Here is an 18,563-nt window from a genome sequence, read left to right as displayed (position 1 = left end):
GGGTGCCGGAAGAAGGAGGGTCAGGGCCAGGTGGAGCGCAGGACGATCGGCGCGGCAACGCTCGATGTGGGGGCGATCGGGCTCGGGTGCATGCCGATGAGCTGGGCGTACACCGGTTCGCGACAGCGCGGTGAGGAGTCGCTGCGCGCGGTGCACGCGGCGCTCGACCGGGGGTCGACGCTGCTCGACACGGCCGACATGTACGGGCCCTTCACCAATGAGCTGCTGCTGGGGCGGGTGCTGAAGGAGCGGCGCTCCGAGGCCTTCGTGTCGACGAAGGTGGGGCTGCTGGTGGGCGAGCAGCACATCGTGGCCAATGGGCGCCCCGGCTATGTGAGGCGGGCGTGCGACGCGTCGCTGCGCCGCCTCCAGACCGATGTGATCGACCTGTACCAGCTGCACCGCGCGGACCCGGAGGTACCGGTCGAGGAGACGTGGGGCGCGATGGCCGACCTGGTGTCGGCCGGAAAGGTGCGCTCGCTCGGACTGTGCGCGGTGGGCGCCCGGTCGGCCCGTCGTACGGGGGCGCGGCTGCACGACGGAACGATCCGGCAGCTGGAGCGGGTGCAGCAGGTCTTCCCGGTCAGCGCGGTGGAGGCGGAGCTGTCGGTGTGGTCGACGGAGGCGCTGGACACGCTGCTGCCGTGGTGCGCGGCGCGCGGGGTGGGCTTCCTGGCGGCGATGCCGCTCGGCAACGGCTTCCTGACCGGCACGCTCACCCCCGGCGAGGGGTTCGAGCCCGATGACCTGCGCGCCCGCCACCCCCGCTTCACCGCGGAGATGATGGCCGCGAACCAGCCCATCGTCGTCGGGCTGCGGCGCATCGCCCGGCGCCACGGCCGGCTCGGGAACATGGTCACGCCGGCCCAGGTGGCGCTGGCCTGGGTGCTGGCCCAGGGGCGGCACGTGGTCCCGGTGCCGGGCGCCAAGCGGGAGCGGTGGGTCGCGGAGAACGCGGGCGCGGCCGGGCTGCGGCTGACGGCGGAGGACCTGGCGGAGGTGGCGGCGCTGCCGGGGGCACGGGGGTCCTGGGACTGAGGCCCCGCTCCGGAGGGGCCGGGTGCTCGGGTTCGGGAACCCTTGGGACTCGCGCGGTGTATGAACAGTAGGACCACCGCGTCGAAGGGACCCCTGATCGTGCAACGTCGAGTGATGAAGGCCGTGTTGGCCGCGGCAGCGCTGGTGGTGACGGCCGGCTGTTCCTCCGGTGGCGGAGGAGGGGCGCCGATCGGCGGCCTGAGCCCGTCGTCGAGCGGTACGGCGACGGGGGCGTCGTCCGCCCCGCGGGCCACCGAGACGGCCGCGCCCGCCAAGGGCTCGGTGAAGGTGGTGCGCACCGTCACCGAGGACCTCAAGTCGCCCTGGGGCCTGGCGCCGCTGCCGGAGGGCGGCCTGCTGGTGTCCTCGCGGGACGAGGGGACGATCACACGGGTCGACGAGAAGACGGGCAGGAAGACCGAACTGGGCCAGGTGCCCGGTGTGGCTCCCGCCGGCGAGGGCGGCCTGCTCGGCATCGCGCTCTCCCCCGCGTACGCCTCCGACCACATGATCTACGCGTACTTCACGACGGCCTCGGACAACCGCATCGTCCGCATGTTGTACGACGAGAAGAAGCCGTCCGGGGAGCAGCTCGGGGCGCCGGACACGATCTTCAAGGGCATCCCCAAGGGGATGATCCACAACGGTGGGCGGATCGCCTTCGGTCCCGACCGGATGCTGTACGCGGGGGCGGGCGAGACGGGTGACCGGGGGCAGGCCCAGGACACGAAGGCGCTGGGCGGCAAGATCCTGCGGATGACGCCGGACGGCGATCCGGCGCCCGGCAACCCGTTCGACAACTCGGTGGTCTACTCGTACGGCCATCGCAATGTGCAGGGCCTCGCCTGGGACGACAAGCAGCGGCTGTGGGCCTCCGAGTTCGGCCAGGACACCTGGGACGAGCTGAACCAGATCAAGCCGGGCGACAACTACGGCTGGCCTGTGGTGGAGGGCAGGAGCGACGACCCCAAGTACCACAATCCGGTCGCCCAGTGGCACACGGACCAGGCCTCCCCGAGCGGTATCGCCTACGCCGAGGGCTCCATCTGGATGGCGGGGCTGCGCGGCCGGCGGCTGTGGCGCATCCCGTTGAAGGGCACGGAGGCCGCCGCCGCCCCGCAGGCCTTCCTGAAGGGCGAGTACGGCCGGTTGCGCACGGTGGTCGCGGCGGGCGGCGACAAGCTGTGGCTCGTGACGAGCGAGACGGACGGCCGCGGCAGCCCCGGGAAGGGCGACGACAGGATTCTGGAGCTGGAGGTGAAGTAGGAGTAGGAGTCCGGCCTCAGGACTCGTCCGGTTCCGCCACGGGTTCCTCCCCCGTGTTCCGCTGCCTGCCCTCCTGCTCCTGGTCCCGCTCCTGCTTGGGCAGCCGTACGACCACCTTGCCGGAGGTCAGGTCTATGGGGCCACGGCCCGGATCACCGTCGTTCAGGTCCACGCGGCTCAGTTCGAGTCGCTTGCGTTCGTCGTCGGTGTGCTTGCGGCCTGGTGCGAAGAGCTCCTCGAACATGTTGAACACGGCGCCTCCTTCGGCCCGGATCCCTGCCAGCGTATGCCTCAGCCCGTCGTCCGGGCAGTGGGGGCCTCCTGCGGGAACAGCCGCAGCCGGTGTGCCAGCGCCGCCGCCTCCCCCCGGCCCGAGACGGCCAGCTTGGCCAGGATGTTCGAGACATGGACGCTGGCGGTCTTCGGGGAGATGAAGAGTTCCTCGGCGATCTGGCGGTTGCTGCGGCCGGCGGCGACGAGACGCAGGACGTCGCGCTCCCGGCTGGTGAGGCCGAGGGCCTCGACCGGGTCGGCGGGAGCCGCGGCCGACGGCTCGGGGGCGCGGCCCAGGGCGAGGCGGGCCCGCTGGGCGAGGAGCGCGACGGTGTCGGCGAGCGGGCGGGCGCCCAGGTGGCCGGCCGCCGCCCCGGCCAGCCGAAGAAGCTCCGTGGCGCGGGTCCGGTCGTCCTCGTCGGCTCCCGAGATCAGCAGGGACTCGGCGAGACGGTGACGGACACGGGCGAGGTCGTAGGGGCGCTCCAGCGGTTCGAAGGCGGTGACCGCCTCGGACCACTCGTGCGGTTCGGCCGCGCCCTCGGCACGGCGGAGCTCGGCGCGTACCCACCGTTCATGGGCGAGCCAGACGGGTGCTCCGGTGGCCAGGGACTTGGCGGCCTTGCGCAGACGCTCCAGGACCCGGGCGCGGCCCGCCTCGGCGACGGGCAGTCCGCGGGCGTCGGCCTCCGCGGTGGCGGCGGCGAGCAGCAGCGGCCAGCCGTCGCGCTGGGTGCCGGGCGGGAAGCCGGTGTCGAGGACGTCCTCCAGGGCGGCGCGGGCGTCGAGGAGGCGTCCCTCTCCGGCGGCGATGCCGATCGCGGTACGGACCAGGGGCAACGAGTACTGCGGCATGGCTTCGTGGGTGCCGAAGTGGGCGCGGGCTGCGGTGAGTTGACGTGCCGCGTCGGCGAGGTCGCCGCGGGCGAGCGCGAGATCCGCGAGGCGCATGGCACCGCTGCCGGACGGTTTGCCGCTGAGCCCGACACCCAGCGCGTTGCGCGCGGCTTCGACGGCCTCGTCCCACTGGCCGAGCGCGTAGAGCGACTCCGAGAGGTTGCCCCAGACCCAGGCCTCGGTGTCCAACAGCCCGGCCTTCCGGGCGAGTTCGATGCCCTCACGCAGGATCGTGATCGCTTCCCGGGAGCGGCCGACCGACTCCAGGTGGGACGGCAGATTGACGTAGACACGCCCCGTGACGTGGGAGGCACCGTGCCGGGGTACCCGCTCCTTGACCTCGTACATCTCCGCGATGCCCGTCTCCACGTCGCCCGCGTCGACCATGAGGCCGCCGAGCGTGAGCCGGGCGTTCAGCTCGATGTCCCGGGCGCCCACCATGCGCGCGTACTCCACGGCGCGCTCGGCGGCCGAGAGGGCGCCGGGGCCCGGTTCGTGCAGCATGCACCAGGCGGCGACCATGGAGAGCACCTCGGCGTGCACCTCCGACGGCGGCAGGCCGCGCACCAGGTCCTGGGCGGTGGCGAGCTCCGCCCAGCCGTCCCCGCGGGCCTGTGCCTGCACCAGGCGGGAGCGCTGGGTCCAGAACCAGGCGGCGCGGAGGGGGTCGTCCTCGTCCTCCAGGACGCGCAGCGCCCGCTTGGTGATCTTCAGGGCGCGCTCGCGTTCCCCGCACAGCCGGCCCGCGACGGCGGCCTCGGCCATCAGGTCGAGGTAGCGCAGGGGGGTTTTGGCCGGGTCGCAGCCACAGGGCGGGAAGACCTCCACGTAGTCGATGGGGCGCAGCTCGTCCCGTACGGCTTCGGGGGCGGCCTCCCACAGCTCCATCGCGCGCTCCAGGAGCCTGAGTTGCTCGGAGTGGGCGTGGCGGCGGCGGGCCGCGACGGAGGCGTCGAGGACGGCGGGGAGGGCCTTGGCGGCGTCGTGCGCGTGGTACCAGTAACTGGCCAGGCGGGTGGCGCGCTCGTCGGCCGGGACGAGCGTGGGGTCGGCCTCCAGGGCTTCGGCGTAGCGGCGGTTGAAGCGGGAGCGCTCACCGGGGAGCAGGTCGTCGCTGACTGCCTCCCGGACCAGGGAGTGACGGAAGCTGTAGCCGTCGCCGCCGGGAGAGGGGTGCAGGATGTTGGCGCCGACGGCGGCGCGCAGCGCCTCGATGAGGTCGTCCTCGGCGAGCCGGGCGACGGCGGCCAGCAGCGGGTACTCGACGGTGGAGCCGCCCTCGGCGACGATCCGGGCGACGCGCTGGGCGCTCTCGGGGAGGCCCTCGACACGGACGAGGAGCAGGTCGCGCAGGGAGTCGGTGAGCCCGGTGCGGCAGCCCTGGTGGGCGGCGACGGCGAGCTCCTCGACGAAGAACGCGTTGCCGTCGGAGCGTTCGAAGATGTCGTCGACCTGGGCGGGGTCGGGTTCGTGGGCGAGGATGCCGGCGATCTGACGGCCGACCTCGGCGCGGCTGAAGCGGCCGAGTTCGATGCGGCGGACCGTGCGGAGGCGGTCGAGTTCGGCCAGCAGGGGGCGCAGGGGGTGGCGGCGGTGGATGTCGTCGGCGCGGTAGGTGGCGATGACGACGAGGCGGCCGCTGCGCAGGGTGCGGAAGAGGTAGGCCAGCAGGTGGCGGGTGGAGGCGTCGGCCCAGTGCAGGTCTTCGAGGGCGACGACGACGGTGCGGTCGGCGGCGACGCGCTCCAGGAGGCGGGCGGTGAGTTCGAAGAGGCGGGCCATGCCCTCTTCCTCGGGCCGTCCGCCGCGGCCGGTCTCGCCCAGCTCGGGCAGCAGCCGGGCCAGCTCGTCCTCCTGTCCGGCGGCCGCGGCGGCGAGCTCGTCGGGGAGCAGTCGGCGCAGGGCGCGCAGGGCGGTGGAGAACGGGGCGAAGGGCAGTCCGTCGGCGCCGATCTCCACACAGCCGCCGCACACGAAGACGGCGCCCTCGCGGACTGCCGCGGTGGCGAACTCCTCGAGCAGGCGGGTCTTCCCGACCCCGGCCTCACCGCCGAGCAGCAACGCCTGCGGCTCTCCCGCCGTGCTGGACGCCTGGGTGGTGCCCCCAGTGGCGGCACGGGCGAGCGCGTCGTGCAGGATGCCGAGTTCGTCGGTGCGGCCGACGAACACCGGGCTGACGAACCTGGTTTCCACAGACCCGAGCATCGCACAGGGGTCTGACAGTGCGGCACTGGTTATCGAGCGGGCGACCGCCGCCCCCTTCGTGTGACGGGTGGCCGCCGCCGTGTCGCGGCGGTCACCGCTCGCCGGGAGGCGGCCGACCCCCGTACGGCCGCCCCCCGCCCCCGCGCTCATGCGGCGCGGGCGAACCGGTGCCGGCGGGGACGTCGGCTATGTGCCTGCCCCTCCGAGTCGTTCTGCCCGGACTCGCGCGCGGCGGAGCGGCGGGCGACGCGACGGCCACGGAGGGCTTCCTGCGCCTGGCGGTGGTTCTGTGCCTCGCGGATCAGCTCGTTGGATCGCATCTGCTGGAGCTCGTACTCGAACATGTCGTGTCCCTCGTGAGGAGTCGGTTTCGTCATCGCTTTCTGCGATGCCTCAACCTTCGTCTCCCAGGGGGGTGCGCCACATCGGGAGAGTTCCGCATCTTGCGCACGCGAAGGGCCTTAGGAGCGGCCGTAAGTGGCTTACGGCGGCCCTAAGGCCCCTCAGAGGTACGGAGATCCGGCCGGGCATTCGGCTGGAGATCCAGCTGAAGATCCAGCCGGGGATTCAGCTGGTGGACGGCAGCCCGAGGATGATGTCGGAGTACTTGGCGACGGCGAGGACCAGGCCGATGACGCCGAGCGAGACGCCCGCCCAGGCGACCGACTTGATCCAGGCGGCCTGCGGCTTGCCGGGGGCCCCGAAGGCGGGCCGGACCAGGACCACGACGCCGACGATCAACGCGGCCAGCGCGAAGAGGCCGCCGACCAGCGCGGTGGTCGCCCACGCGTCGCCGTAGACCTCCTTGACCTGCTTGGCGACGCTCGCGGTCGAGGAGGTCCCCAGCTGGCCGACGAGGGTCTCGCGGGCGGCCGCCACGGTGGCGACCCAGCTGCCGGTGAGGGACACGACGCCAAGGCCGGCGGAGACGACGGCGGCGGCGCCCTGGCCGACGCCGGGGGTGCCCTTCCCGGCCTCGGGGGCATCGCCCTCCAGGGCCTCGGTGTCGAGGTCTTCCTGGTCCTCGGCGTCCTCGGCTGCGGCGTTGCCGGTCTCCTCGACCTCGGCGTCCGGCGCCTCGTCGGTCTTGGTGGCGTTCACGGTCTCCTCGTCGCTCTTTGCCTCGGTGCCGTTCGCGTCCACGGCTTCGTCAACTGTCTTGGTTCCCATGACCCGCACCGTACGGACGGAGTCTGAGAAGTCTCTTAATGATCGTTGTGAGCCACGGCCAAGATCATCGCTGCTCACGCGCGCGTGCCGCCCGCCACTCGGGCGCGAGCACCGACCAGACCTCCATGTCGAGGCGTACGCCCCGGTGGGGGAAGCTCTCCCGCAGCACCGCGTCCCGGGTCATCCCGAGCCGCCGGGCGGCGTTCACGCTCGGCACGTTCGCGGAGGCGGCGATCCACTCCACACGGTGGATCCCGCGCTCCTCGACCGCCCAGTCGATGAGGATCCGCATCGCCCGCGTGACCAGACCGCGTCCGGTGCCGGCGGGTTCCAGCCAGCAGCCGACCTCGCAGTTGCCGCGCTCGGCGTCGAAGTTCAGGAGGAGCACCCCGCCGACGAGCTTCCCCTCCAGCCACAGGCCGTGCAGGGCCCCGGTGTCCGCGGCCCGCATGTCGGCGTACCGCTGGAGTGTCTCCCGCGCGGAGGGCACGTCCGTGGCCTTGGACCCGAAGGGGATGTACTGCCCGATGAACTCCCTCCCCCGGTCCAGGTGCGCGAGGAACTCCTCCGCGCGCCAGGGCTCCAGGGGCCGCAGTTCCGCGCCGTCGTCACCCAGGGATATCGCGTACATGGTGCTGCCGCTCCGTCTCCAGCTCGTCCTCCAGTACGTCCGCCACCTCGGCGTCCGTCGCAGCGGCCAGCCTCTCATGGGCTGCGCGGCACTCGGGCGGTTCGACGCTGATGCGCGGCAGCAGCCGGTCGAGCCGGCGGGGCAGCCACCAGTTGGCGCCGCCGAGCAGATGCATGAGGGCGGGGACCAGGAGAGTGCGCAGGACGAAGGCGTCGAGAGCGACGGCGGAGGCGAGGGCGATGCCGAACATCGCGATGACGCGGTCGCCGCTGAGCACGAAGGCGAGGAAGACCGAGATCATGATGACGGCGGCGGAGTTGATCACCCGGCTGGTCTCGGCGAGCCCGACCCGGACGGCACGCCGGTTGTCGCCGGTTTCCAGCCACTCCTCGTACATCCGGCTGACCAGGAAGACCTGGTAGTCCATGGAGAGCCCGAAGAGCACCGACACCATGATCACGGGGAGGAAGGGCTCGATCGGACCCGCGCGGCCGAGGCCCAGCAGCTCGCTCCCCCAGCCCCACTGGAAGATCGCGACGACCACCCCGAACGCGCCGGCCACGGCGGCGATGTTCATCACGGCGGCCTTCAGCGGAATGCCGAGCGAGCGGAAGGCGAGCAGGAGCAGGACACAGCCGAGGCCGATCACGACGCCCATGAAGAGGGGCAGTCTGCCGATGATGACGGCGGCGAAGTCGTCGTAGCTCGCCGTCACCCCGCCGACACGCACGTCGAGCCCGGTGCCCGCCTCGACACGCGGCAGCACCTCGGTGCGCAGCCGGTCCACGAGGTCGCTGGTCTTCTGGGACTGCGGCGCGGAGTGCGGGACGACGGTGAGATACGCGGTGTCGCCCCCGGTGTCGTACGTCACCGGGGTCACCGAGGCGACCCCGGCGGTCGTCCGGAGCGTGCTGTCCAGGCTGTCGAGGGCGAGTCTGTCCTCGGCGCCGCCGACGTGGGTGACCAGGGTCAGCGGCCCGTTCACGCCCGGCCCGAAGCCTCCGGCGAGGAGGTCGTACGCCTGCCGGGTCGTCGCCGACCTGGGGTTGTTGCCCTGGTCGGAGGTGCCGAGGTGGAGGGAGAGTGTGGGCAGGGCGAGCAGCGCCATGACGGTCACGGCGACCGCGCCGAGCAGCTTGGGGTGGTGCTCCACGAACACCGACCAGCGGGCGGCGAGTCCGGTGGGGAGTTCCGGCTGGGGCCCGTGCTCGTACAGCCTGCGCCGCTCGCGCCGGCTGAGGGCGCGAGGGCCGATGAAGGACAGGAGGGCGGGCAGCAGGGTCACGGAGGCCGCGACGGTGAGGACCACGGTGAGGGAGGCCGCGATCGCGACACCGCCCAGGAAGCTGAGCCGCAGGGTGAGCATGCCGAGCAGGGCGATGCAGACGGTGGCGCCCGCGAAGACGACCGCGCGGCCGGTGGTGGCGACGGCGTTGCGGGCCGCGTCGGCCACCGGAAGCCCTCGTTTGAGCCCGCGACGGTGCCGGGTGACGATGAACAGCGCGTAGTCGATGCCGACGCCGAGGCCGATCAGTGTGCCGAGCATGGGCGCGAAGTCGGCGACCGTCATCGCGTGCCCCAGGAGCACGATCGAGGCGTACGCCGTCCCGACGCCGACCAGGGCGGTGGCGATGGGCAGCAGGGAGGCGGCGAGCGAACCGAAGGCGAGGAAGAGCACCACGGCGGCCACGACCACGCCGACGACCTCGGCGAGGTGGCCGCCGGAGGACTCCGTGAGCCCGATGGCGGTGCCGCCCAACTCCACCTGGAGCCCGTGGGTCCCAGCGGCCTTGGCGGCGTCGACGACGGCCTGCGCCTCGCCCTTGGAGAGGTTGTCGGCCTGGTCGTCGAAGGTGACGGTGGCGTACGCCGTACGTCCGTCGCCGCTGATCCGGCCCGTGCCCTGCCCTTCGTAGGGGCTGACGACGGAGGCCACGCCGGGCAGCGTGGCGATCTCGTCGAGGGCGCGGGTCATGGTCTGTTCGACGGCTGCGGAGCGGACGGTGCCGGGGGTGGTCCGCCAGACGACGGTGTCGCTGTCGCCGCCGAGACCGGGGAAGCCCTGCCGCAGGAGCCGGTCGGCGCGGCCCGATTCGGTGCCGGGGGCCTCGTAGTTGTTCGAGTACGCGGAGCCCGTGACGGCCGCGGCGGCGCTCACCCCGCCGAGGGCGAGGAGCCACAGCAGAACGGTGACGAGGCGGTGCCGTACACACCAGCGTGCAAGGGCTGCCAACGGACGAGCTCCCTGAGTGATTTATGGATCTTTACCGGGATTTGCCCGTAAAGAACGCATGACGAATGCGTCATCACTCTTGCAGCCAGAAGCGATCGTTCGCCTCATTCGTGGGTCCGCTCACGAGAGTGCGAGGCAGTTCACACGACAATCCGACGAACTCTGTCGCACCGAGGGCCTCTGGACAGGCCTGGGGGGATGCATCGGCCTCGATGCATCCCCCCAGGTGGGTACTTACGGGTACTCAGCCCTCGCTGACGCCCAGCTTCTCCAGGATGAGTTCCTTGACGCGGGCCGCGTCGGCCTGGCCGCGGGTGGCCTTCATGACCGCGCCGACCAGGGCGCCGACCGCGGCCACCTTGCCGCCGCGGATCTTGTCCGCGACGCCCGGGTTGCCGGCGATGGCCTCGTCGACGGCGGCAGTCAGCGCGCCCTCGTCCGAGACGACCTTCAGACCGCGCTTGTCGACGACCTCGTCCGGGGTGCCCTCGCCCGCGAGCACGCCCTCGATGACCTGGCGGGCGAGCTTGTCGTTCAGGTCTCCGGAGGCGACGAGCTGCGTCACCCGGGCGACCTGCGCCGGGGTGATGGGCAGGTCCTCCAGGGCCTTGCCCGACTCGTTGGCGCTGCGCGCCAGTTCACCCATCCACCACTTACGGGCGGACGCGGCGTCCGCACCGGCCTCGATCGTGGCGACGATCGGGTCGATGGCACCGGCGTTCAGGATCGACTGCATGTCGTGCGCCGAGACACCCCACTCCTCACGGAGGCGGTTGCGGCGCGCGAGCGGCTGCTCGGGCAGACCCCCGCGCAGTTCCTCGACCCACTCGCGGGACGGGGCGACCGGGACGAGGTCGGGCTCCGGGAAGTACCGGTAGTCCTCGGCCTCCTCCTTCACGCGGCCCGAGGTCGTGGACCCGGTGTCCTCGTGGAAGTGGCGGGTCTCCTGGATGATCGTGCCGCCGCTGTTGAGGACCGCGGCGTGCCGCTGGATCTCGAAGCGGGCCGCACGCTCCACGGAGCGCAGCGAGTTGACGTTCTTCGTCTCGGAGCGCGTGCCGAACTTCTCGCGGCCGTGCGGGCGCAGCGACAGGTTCACGTCGCAGCGCATCTGGCCCATCTCCATGCGGGCTTCCGAGACGCCGAGCGCCTTGATGAGCTCGCGCAGCTCGGCGACGTACGCCTTGGCGACCTCGGGAGCGCGCTCGCCCGCACCCTCGATCGGCTTGGTGACGATCTCGATGAGGGGGATGCCCGCGCGGTTGTAGTCGAGCAGGGAGTGCGAGGCGCCGTGGATGCGGCCGGTCGCGCCACCCACGTGGGTGGACTTGCCGGTGTCCTCCTCCATGTGGGCGCGCTCGATCTCCACGCGGAAGACCTCGCCGTCCTCCAGCTGTACGTCGAGGTAGCCGTTGAAGGCGATCGGCTCGTCGTACTGGGAGGTCTGGAAGTTCTTCGGCATGTCCGGATAGAAGTAGTTCTTCCGGGCGAAGCGGCACCACTCGGCGATCTCGCAGTGCAGCGCGAGGCCGATCTTGATGGCGGACTCGACGCCGGTCGCGTTGACGACGGGCAGCGAGCCGGGCATGCCGAGGCAGGTCGGGCAGGTCTGCGAGTTGGGCGCGGCGCCCAGCTCGGTGGAACACCCGCAGAACATCTTGGTCTTGGTGCCGAGCTCGACATGGACTTCGAGGCCCATGACGGGGTCGTACGTCGCGAGAGCGTCCTCGTACGACACCAGCTCGTCGGTCGTGGTGGTCACGGTGAAAACTTCCCTCTCAGCCCAGCAGGACGTCGTCGTCGCCCAGGCGCCTGAGCTCCCGGTAGAGGATGGCGAGGCCGGTGACGATGGCGGCGGCGGACACGGCCGCGTCGATGAGGCGCAGCGTGTCGTGCTCCGTGCGGGCCTTCTTGGCCTGCTTGGCGACGCCGACGGCACCGAACGCGGTGGTCGCGATGGACAGGTACGTGCCGGACTTGGACTTCTTGAAGCCCTTGGCCTTGGTCAGAGCCTTACTCACAGCGACGGAGCCTCCTCGAGCAGCGGGTGCCCCCACTTTTCCACGAAGGCGGCCTCGACTGCGGCGCCGACCTTGTAAAGCCTGTCGTCCTTCATCGCGGGGGCGATGATCTGCAGACCGACCGGGAGGTTGTCCTCCGGGGCGAGACCGCAGGGCAGCGACATGGCGGCGTTGCCCGCCAGGTTGGTCGGGATGGTGCACAGATCCGCGAGGTACATCGCCATCGGGTCGTCGGCGCGCTCGCCGATCGGGAAGGCGGTGGTGGGCGTGGTCGGCGAGACGATGACGTCGACCTTCTCGAACGACTTCTCGAAGTCGCGCGTGATGAGCGTACGGACCTTCTGGGCGCTGCCGTAGTACGCGTCGTAGTAGCCGGAGCTCAGCGCGTAGGTGCCGAGCATGATGCGGCGCTTGACCTCGTCCCCGAAGCCGGCCTCGCGGGTGAGGGAGGTGACCTCCTCGGCGGAGCGCGTGCCGTCGTCCCCGACCCGCAGGCCGTAGCGCATGGCGTCGAAGCGGGCGAGGTTGGACGAGCACTCGGACGGGGCGATCAGGTAGTACGCGGAGAGCGCCAGGTCGAAGGACGGGCAGTCCAGCTCGACGATCTCGGCGCCGAGCTCCCTCAGCAGGGCGACGGCCTCGTCGAAGCGCTGCACGACACCGGCCTGGTAGCCCTCGCCGCGGAACTGCTTGACGACACCGACGCGCATGCCGGCGACGGAGCCGTTGCGGGCCGCCTCGACGACCGGCGGGACCGGGGCGTCGATGGAGGTGGAGTCGAGCGGGTCGTGGCCCGCGATGACCTCGTGCAGCAGCGCGGCGTCCAGGACCGTACGGGCGCAGGGCCCGCCCTGGTCGAGGGAGGAGGAGAACGCGACCATGCCGTAGCGCGACACCCCGCCGTACGTCGGCTTGACGCCGACCGTGCCGGTGACGGCCGCGGGCTGGCGGATGGAGCCGCCCGTGTCGGTGCCGATGGCGAGGGGCGCCTCGAAGGAGGCGAGCGCGGCGCTCGACCCGCCGCCGGAGCCACCGGGGATACGGGTGAGGTCCCAGGGGTTGCCGGTGGGGCCGTAGGCGCTGTTCTCGGTGGAGGACCCCATGGCGAACTCGTCCATGTTGGTCTTGCCGAGGATGACGACGTCGGCGGCCTTCAGCCGCTTGGTGACCGTCGCGTCGTACGGCGGGATCCAGCCCTCGAGGATCTTCGAACCGACGGTCGTCGGGATGCCCTCGGTGGTGAAGATGTCCTTGAGCGCGAGCGGCACACCGGCGAGGGGGCCGAGCTTCTCGCCCCGCTCCCGCTTGGCGTCGACGGCGCGGGCCTGCGCGAGGGCGCCCTCGCGGTCGACGTGCAGGAAGGCGTGCACCTTCTCGTCGACGGCCTCGATCCGGGCGAGGTGGGCCTCGGTGACCGCGACGGCCGTGAGCTCGCCCGCGGCGATCTTCGCGGCGATCTCGGCCGCCGTCAGCCTGATGATGTTGACGTTGGTGTCCGTCATGGTGATTAGTCCTCCCCCAGGATCTGCGGCACCTTGAAACGCTGCTGCTCCTGGGCCGGGGCGCCGGAGAGCGCCTGCTCGGGGGTGAGCGACGGACGGACCTCGTCCGCGCGCATGACGTTCGTCAGCGGCAGCGGATGAGAGGTCGGCGGTACGTCTTGGTCGGCGACCTCGCTGACGCGGGCGACCGCGCCGATGATGTCGTCGAGCTGGCCGGCGAAGTGGTCGAGCTCTTCGGCCTTCAGCTCCAGACGCGCCAGCCGTGCGAGGTGGGCGACCTCCTCGCGCGTGATGCCAGGCATGCAGCGATCCTCTGGGTGAGAGTGTGTGGTTTGGCCCAATCCTATGGGTCCGGGGCCGATGCCTGCGCCCGGGTTTGCCTCAGCCCTCTTTCCCACCCGCACCACCTGTGACGGTTCGCTTACCGGGTACGGGTCGCCTGTGGGGATTTCGCACCATCGGCACCCGCCCCTGGCGGACGGGACTGCGGCGCCCCGTCAGGGGCGCGAGGAACCGCGCGACCAGCCACAACGGGCGGACGGACGCCGACGGCGATGAGGCGCCACTGGCGAGGTCCACCTGTCGGAGGACCGTCACGCGTGGTGCGCGGGTGGGAGAGAACTACTCCGCGGCCGGCAGCGCGGCGCGCGGCCGCTGCCAGCCGCGCGACCCCCGCGCCAGCAGCCACGCCGTCGCCTCCTCCGGAGGCATCGCCGCCGCGACCAGCCAACCTTGCACCGCGTCACACCCGAGATCCCGCAGCCGCTCCCACGTCTCGTCGTCCTCGACACCCTCCGCCACGACGAGCAGCCCCAGCGAATGCGCGAGATCGACGGTGCAGCGCACGATCGCCGCGTCCTCGTTGTCCACGGCGAGCCGCGCGACGAAGGACCGGTCGATCTTCAGCTCGCTCACCGGCAGCCGCCGCAGATGCACCAGCGAGGAGTACCCCGTACCGAAGTCGTCCAGCGACATCTTCACGCCGTGCCCGGTCAGCCCGGCCAGCGTGTCCGCGGCCCGCTGCGGGTCCTCGAGGAGCACATGCTCCGTTATCTCCAGCTGCAACGCCCCCGCGGGAACCCCGTGCCGGGCGAGCCGCGCGGCCACCGAGCCCGCGAAACCGGGGGTGTGGACGTCCCGCGGCGACACGTTCACCGCGACCGGTACGCGCAGTCCCTGCGCCCGCCACCGCGCGACCTGGGCGAGCGCCGTCTCCAGCACGTACTCGGTGAGGTGCGGCATCAGCCCCGACGACTCGGCGATCGCGATGAACTCGTCCGGCGGCACCTTCCCCCGCTCGGGATGCACCCAGCGGACCAGCGCCTCGAGCCCGGCCACCTGTCCGTCGAAGCGGACCTTGGGCTGGTAGTGCAGTTCGACGTCACCGGTGTCCAGCGCCCGGCGCAGATCCCCCAGCAGACCGAGCCGGTCCGGCGTGTTCGAGTCCCGCTTGGACTCGTACACCTCCACCCCCGTACGGTCCCGCTTGGCCTGGTACATCGCCACGTCCGCCCGCCGCAGCAACCCCTCCGCGTCCAGCGCGTGGTCGGGGAAGACGGCGAGCCCGGCGCTGGCCTCCAGGACGAGGGTGAGTCCGTCGAGGTCGAGCGGCGAGCCGAGGGCGGCGACGAGATTGCGGGCGACCCGCGTGGCCGACGTGGTGGAGTCGGCGACGGGGAGTAACACGGCGAACTCGTCCCCGCCGAGCCGCGCGGCCTCCGCCCCGCGCGGCAGCGCCAGCCGCAGCCGGTCGGCTATCTGAAGGAGCAGTCGGTCACCGGCGAGGTGCCCCAACGTGTCATTCACGGAACGAAAGCGGTCAAGGTCGATCAGCATCAGGGCGGAGCGCGCACCGATGCGCTCGGCATCGTCCAGAGCCGTCCAGGTCCGTTCGAGCAGCCACTGGCGGTTGGGCAGCCCGGTCAGCGGGTCGCGCAGCTGCTCCTCGGCCCGGACGCGGGCGATCCACAGGGTGGAGTCGAGTGCGATGAGGGGGATCGAGAACAGCGGCAGCAGCATCGGCTGGGCGATGGCGACCACGCAGATCAGCGGCGCGATACCGAGCAGCGCGACGGCGACCAGGCCCTGCCTGACCAGCGCCGTGCGGGTGGCGGTCGGCAGGCCGCCGGTGCCCGTCGCGTGCAGGTACCAGAGCAGGACGCGGGTGACCGCGAGATAGGCGGTCGCGACCAGCACCACCTCGGGTGCGGCGTAGAAGTTCCAGCTCTCCGGATTCCAGGGCGCCTCCACGGACGGCACCCGCCCGAACATGGCGAGGACCAGCGCTCCAGCACCGATGCCGAGGATGTCGACCGCGCCGTGCAACACCCCCTGGCGCCAGCGGCCTCGGCGCGCGGCGCCGACCAGCACGACGACGGTCAGGCTGACCATCCCGGCGGCCACCCAGCCGTACAGCAGCAGGACCGCGAGGGTGAGCGCGGCGCCGGAGCCCGTGCCGCCCCACCAGCGGGCGCGGCCGAGGGCGACCAGATGGCCGACGATGATGCCGGTCAGTACGGCCAGCGACCAGCCGACCGCGCCGGACGGGAAGAGGGCGTGGTGGCCGCTGAAAGCCCGGTAGAAGCCGCCGCCGAGGACGAACGCGGCCATCCCGACGACCGCGGCGGGCAGCGTGGGCCAGGAGATGTGCCGTTCGGGATCGTGACCGGACAGGCCGCCGCCACGCCCGGCGGCGAGCCTGCCGGCACCCGGGGCGGGGACGGTTACGGTGAGGGGTGGCGCGGAGCCCTGCCCGCCCGTGCCGGGGCGCTCCGACGAACGCCCCGTCCGGAGGCCGGCCATCCACGCGCCGGTCATCCGGCGCAGGCGCAGCCGTGAGTCCGGGGCGGCGCTCTCGGTCGGTTCCATTCCCGTCCCTCTCACAGCCGGCGGTGCCCACGCCACGCGGCCCGTTGCCGGCGACAACTGCCAACGGCACCGCGTCTGAAAACCCTTCCCCAGACTCTTGCGGAGCAGGGGATGCCCCAGCCGCAGCTGGGCACGGCAGGCGCACACCTCAACAGTAGGCCGCAGAAGGCTTCTACGGGCAGCGGTCGACGACGGTTGCCCGAATGCGACCCGGCCACCCGTATGCATCTGATATGCGCCGAACGGGTGGCCTTCAACCGCTACTCCCCGGTCGGGAGGGCGACTTCCGCGGCGGCCTCCGGTCCCTGTTCGAGCAGGACGGCGAAGCCCTCCTCGTTCAGAACCGGCACCTTCAGCTGCATCGCCTTGTCGTACTTGGATCCCGGATTGTCGCCCACCACCACGAAAGACGTCTTCTTCGAGACCGAACCGGTCACCTTCGCTCCCCGGCTCTGCAGGGCCTCCTTCGCGCCGTCCCGCGTGTGGTGTTCGAGCGTGCCGGTGACGACGACGGTGAGTCCTTCGAGCGGCCGCGGGCCCTCTTCCTCGCCGGAACCCTCGTCCTCCATACGGACGCCCGCCGCCCGCCACTTGCGGAGGATCTCGCGGTGCCAGTCCTCCGCGAACCACTCCTTGAGCGAGGCGGCGATGATCGGGCCGACTCCCTCGGTGGTGGCGAGCTCCTCCTCGGTGGCCTGGTCGATCCGGTCGATGGAGCGGAACTCGCGCGCCAGCGCCTCCGCCGCGACCGGCCCGACATGACGGATCGACAGACCGGTCAGGATCCGGGCGAGCGGGCGCTCCTTGGCCGCCGCGATGTTGTCCAGCATCGCGATCGCGTTCTTCCTGGGCTCCCCCTGCTGGTTGGCGAAGACCGTGGCGATCTTCTCCTCGCCGGTCTTCGGGTCGCGCTTGGGCAGGCCGCTGTCCTGGTCGAGGACGTACGCCTTGATGGGCAGCAGCCGCTCGATGGTGAGGTCGAAGAGGTCGCCCTCGTCGGCCAGCGGCGGTTCGGCCGGCTCCAGCGGCTTGGTGAGGGCCGCCGCCGCCACGTACCCGAACTGCTCGATGTCGAGTGCCTTGCGGCCCCCGAGGTAAAAAAGCCGCTCTCGCAACTGGGCCGGGCACGAGCGCGCGTTCGGGCAGCGCAGGTCGACGTCGCCCTCCTTCATCGGCCGCAGCGGCGTACCGCACTCGGGGCACTCGGCGGGCATCACGAACTCGCGCTCGCTGCCGTCCCGCAGGTCGACGACCGGGCCGAGGATCTCGGGGATGACGTCACCGGCCTTGCGCAGCACCACCGTGTCCCCGATGAGGACGCCCTTGGCCTTCACCACGTCCTGGTTGTGCAAGGTGGCGAACTCGACCTCCGAGCCGGCCACCGTGACCGGCTCGACCTGTGCGTACGGCGTGACGCGGCCCGTGCGGCCCACGCCGACCCGGATGTTGACGAGCTTGGTGTTGACCTCCTCGGGCGCGTACTTCCAGGCGATGGCCCAGCGCGGCGCGCGCGAGGTGGAGCCGAGGCGGCCCTGCAGCGGGATCTCGTCGAGCTTGACGACGACTCCGTCGATCTCGTGCTCCACGGAGTGCCGGTTCTCGCCGTAGTACGCGATGAACTCCCGTACGCCGTCGAGGTCGTCGACCACCTTCGCGTACCGCGTGGTCGGCAGGCCCCAGGAGTGCAGCAGCGCGTACGCCTCGGAGAGGCGGGAGAGGCCCTCGAAGCCCTCCAGGGCGCCGATACCGTGGACCACCATGTGCAGGGGGCGGCTCGCGGTGACGCGGGGGTCCTTCTGGCGCAGCGAACCCGCCGCCGCGTTGCGCGGGTTGGCGAAGGGCTTGTCGCCGGCCTCCACCAGGCGGGCGTTGAGCTCCTCGAACTTCTCCATCGGGAAGTAGACCTCGCCGCGGATCTCCACCAGGTCCGGGACGTGGTCACCCTGGAGACGGTCCGGAATCTCCGCGATCGTGCGCACATTGGGCGTGATGTCCTCGCCCGTGCGGCCGTCGCCACGGGTCGCCCCGCGGGTGAGGCGGCCGTGCTCGTAGGTCAGGTTGACCGCGAGGCCGTCGACCTTCAGCTCGCACAGGAAGTGGTGGTCCGAGGTGCCCACGTCCTTGGCGACGCGCTCGGCCCAGGCCGTCAGCTCCAGGTCGCTGAAGGCGTTGTCCAGCGAGAGCATGCGCGAGCGGTGCTGGACGGAGGTGAACTCGGTCGCGTACGCGCCCGCGACCTTCTGGGTCGGGGAGTCGGGGGTGCGCAGCTCGGGATACCGCTCCTCCAGGGCCTCCAGCGAGCGCAGCAACTGGTCGAACTCCGTGTCGCTGACGACCGGCTGGTCCTTCACGTAGTACCGGAAGCGGTGCTCCTCGATCTGCTCAGCGAGCTGCGCGTGCTGCTCCCGTGCCTCGGCGGGCAGGGAATTGGGCTGTGCGTCCTTGTCGCCGGCCACCGT

14 protein-coding genes are annotated in these 18,563 nt (G+C 71.7%); 2 read left to right on the top strand and 12 right to left on the bottom strand.

What is annotated here, in order from left to right:
- Positions 1 to 30: 30 nt before the first annotated feature.
- Both ACIQTP_RS20910 and ACIQTP_RS20905 read left to right on the top strand, forming a co-directional pair.
- A complete protein-coding gene (locus tag ACIQTP_RS20910; protein WP_403401694.1) occupies positions 31 to 1,038 on the top strand; it encodes an aldo/keto reductase in 1,008 nt (335 codons plus the stop codon).
- Positions 1,039 to 1,152: 114 nt separating this feature from the next.
- The gene (locus ACIQTP_RS20905; protein ID WP_403401692.1) at positions 1,153 to 2,304 is read left to right on the top strand and encodes a PQQ-dependent sugar dehydrogenase; all 1,152 of its coding nucleotides are present in this window, start codon (positions 1,153 to 1,155) and stop codon (positions 2,302 to 2,304) included.
- Between the two features lie 16 nt (positions 2,305 to 2,320).
- Here ACIQTP_RS20905 and ACIQTP_RS20900 read toward each other — a convergent pair whose 3' ends face one another.
- From ACIQTP_RS20900 to ligA, 12 genes are all read right to left on the bottom strand, one after another.
- Positions 2,321 to 2,557, bottom strand: coding sequence for a DUF6191 domain-containing protein (locus tag ACIQTP_RS20900; protein ID WP_403401691.1), 237 nt, complete (start codon positions 2,555 to 2,557; stop codon positions 2,321 to 2,323).
- Positions 2,558 to 2,595: 38 nt separating this feature from the next.
- On the bottom strand, positions 2,596 to 5,679 hold the full coding sequence (locus tag ACIQTP_RS20895) for an AAA family ATPase (RefSeq protein ID WP_403401690.1): 3,084 nt from the start codon (positions 5,677 to 5,679) through the stop codon (positions 2,596 to 2,598).
- A gap of 146 nt (positions 5,680 to 5,825) precedes the next feature.
- Positions 5,826 to 6,023, bottom strand: a complete 198-nt coding sequence (locus tag ACIQTP_RS20890; protein WP_403401688.1) for a hypothetical protein — start codon at positions 6,021 to 6,023, stop codon at positions 5,826 to 5,828.
- A 223-nt stretch (positions 6,024 to 6,246) separates the two neighbouring features.
- Complete coding sequence (locus ACIQTP_RS20885) at positions 6,247 to 6,849, bottom strand: hypothetical protein (protein WP_403401686.1); 603 nt, start codon at positions 6,847 to 6,849, stop codon at positions 6,247 to 6,249.
- Between the two features lie 64 nt (positions 6,850 to 6,913).
- A complete protein-coding gene (locus ACIQTP_RS20880; protein WP_402045755.1) occupies positions 6,914 to 7,480 on the bottom strand; it encodes a GNAT family N-acetyltransferase in 567 nt (188 codons plus the stop codon).
- Positions 7,458 to 9,713 (bottom strand): MMPL family transporter, encoded by a 2,256-nt coding sequence (locus ACIQTP_RS20875; RefSeq protein WP_403401684.1) that lies wholly within the window; start codon positions 9,711 to 9,713, stop codon positions 7,458 to 7,460. The genes ACIQTP_RS20880 and ACIQTP_RS20875 overlap by 23 nt, the downstream gene beginning before the upstream one ends.
- A 244-nt stretch (positions 9,714 to 9,957) precedes the next feature.
- Positions 9,958 to 11,475: an Asp-tRNA(Asn)/Glu-tRNA(Gln) amidotransferase subunit GatB gene (gene gatB, locus ACIQTP_RS20870; protein ID WP_403401682.1), complete on the bottom strand. Its 1,518-nt coding sequence runs from the start codon at positions 11,473 to 11,475 to the stop codon at positions 9,958 to 9,960.
- Positions 11,476 to 11,491: 16 nt separating this feature from the next.
- A complete protein-coding gene (locus ACIQTP_RS20865; protein ID WP_101400827.1) occupies positions 11,492 to 11,734 on the bottom strand; it encodes a hypothetical protein in 243 nt (80 codons plus the stop codon).
- Positions 11,731 to 13,236: an Asp-tRNA(Asn)/Glu-tRNA(Gln) amidotransferase subunit GatA gene (gatA, locus tag ACIQTP_RS20860; RefSeq protein ID WP_403401680.1), complete on the bottom strand. Its 1,506-nt coding sequence runs from the start codon at positions 13,234 to 13,236 to the stop codon at positions 11,731 to 11,733. The genes ACIQTP_RS20865 and gatA overlap by 4 nt, the downstream gene beginning before the upstream one ends.
- A 5-nt stretch (positions 13,237 to 13,241) precedes the next feature.
- Positions 13,242 to 13,538 carry an Asp-tRNA(Asn)/Glu-tRNA(Gln) amidotransferase subunit GatC gene (gatC, locus tag ACIQTP_RS20855; protein WP_010984178.1) on the bottom strand — a complete coding sequence of 99 codons (297 nt, stop codon included), beginning with the start codon at positions 13,536 to 13,538 and terminating at the stop codon, positions 13,242 to 13,244.
- A gap of 319 nt (positions 13,539 to 13,857) precedes the next feature.
- Complete coding sequence (locus ACIQTP_RS20850; RefSeq protein WP_403401678.1) at positions 13,858 to 16,104, bottom strand: putative bifunctional diguanylate cyclase/phosphodiesterase; 2,247 nt, start codon at positions 16,102 to 16,104, stop codon at positions 13,858 to 13,860.
- A gap of 260 nt (positions 16,105 to 16,364) precedes the next feature.
- Positions 16,365 to 18,560: an NAD-dependent DNA ligase LigA gene (ligA, locus tag ACIQTP_RS20845; RefSeq protein WP_403401676.1), complete on the bottom strand. Its 2,196-nt coding sequence runs from the start codon at positions 18,558 to 18,560 to the stop codon at positions 16,365 to 16,367.
- Between the last annotated feature and the right edge of the window lie 3 nt (positions 18,561 to 18,563).

Origin of the sequence: Streptomyces sp. NPDC090798 (assembly GCF_044768965.1) — a bacterium.
In the GTDB taxonomy this organism is placed as follows: domain Bacteria; phylum Actinomycetota; class Actinomycetes; order Streptomycetales; family Streptomycetaceae; genus Streptomyces.
The sequence above is the reverse complement of the archived record's forward strand: the minus strand, read 5'-3'. Positions and strand labels throughout refer to the sequence as shown.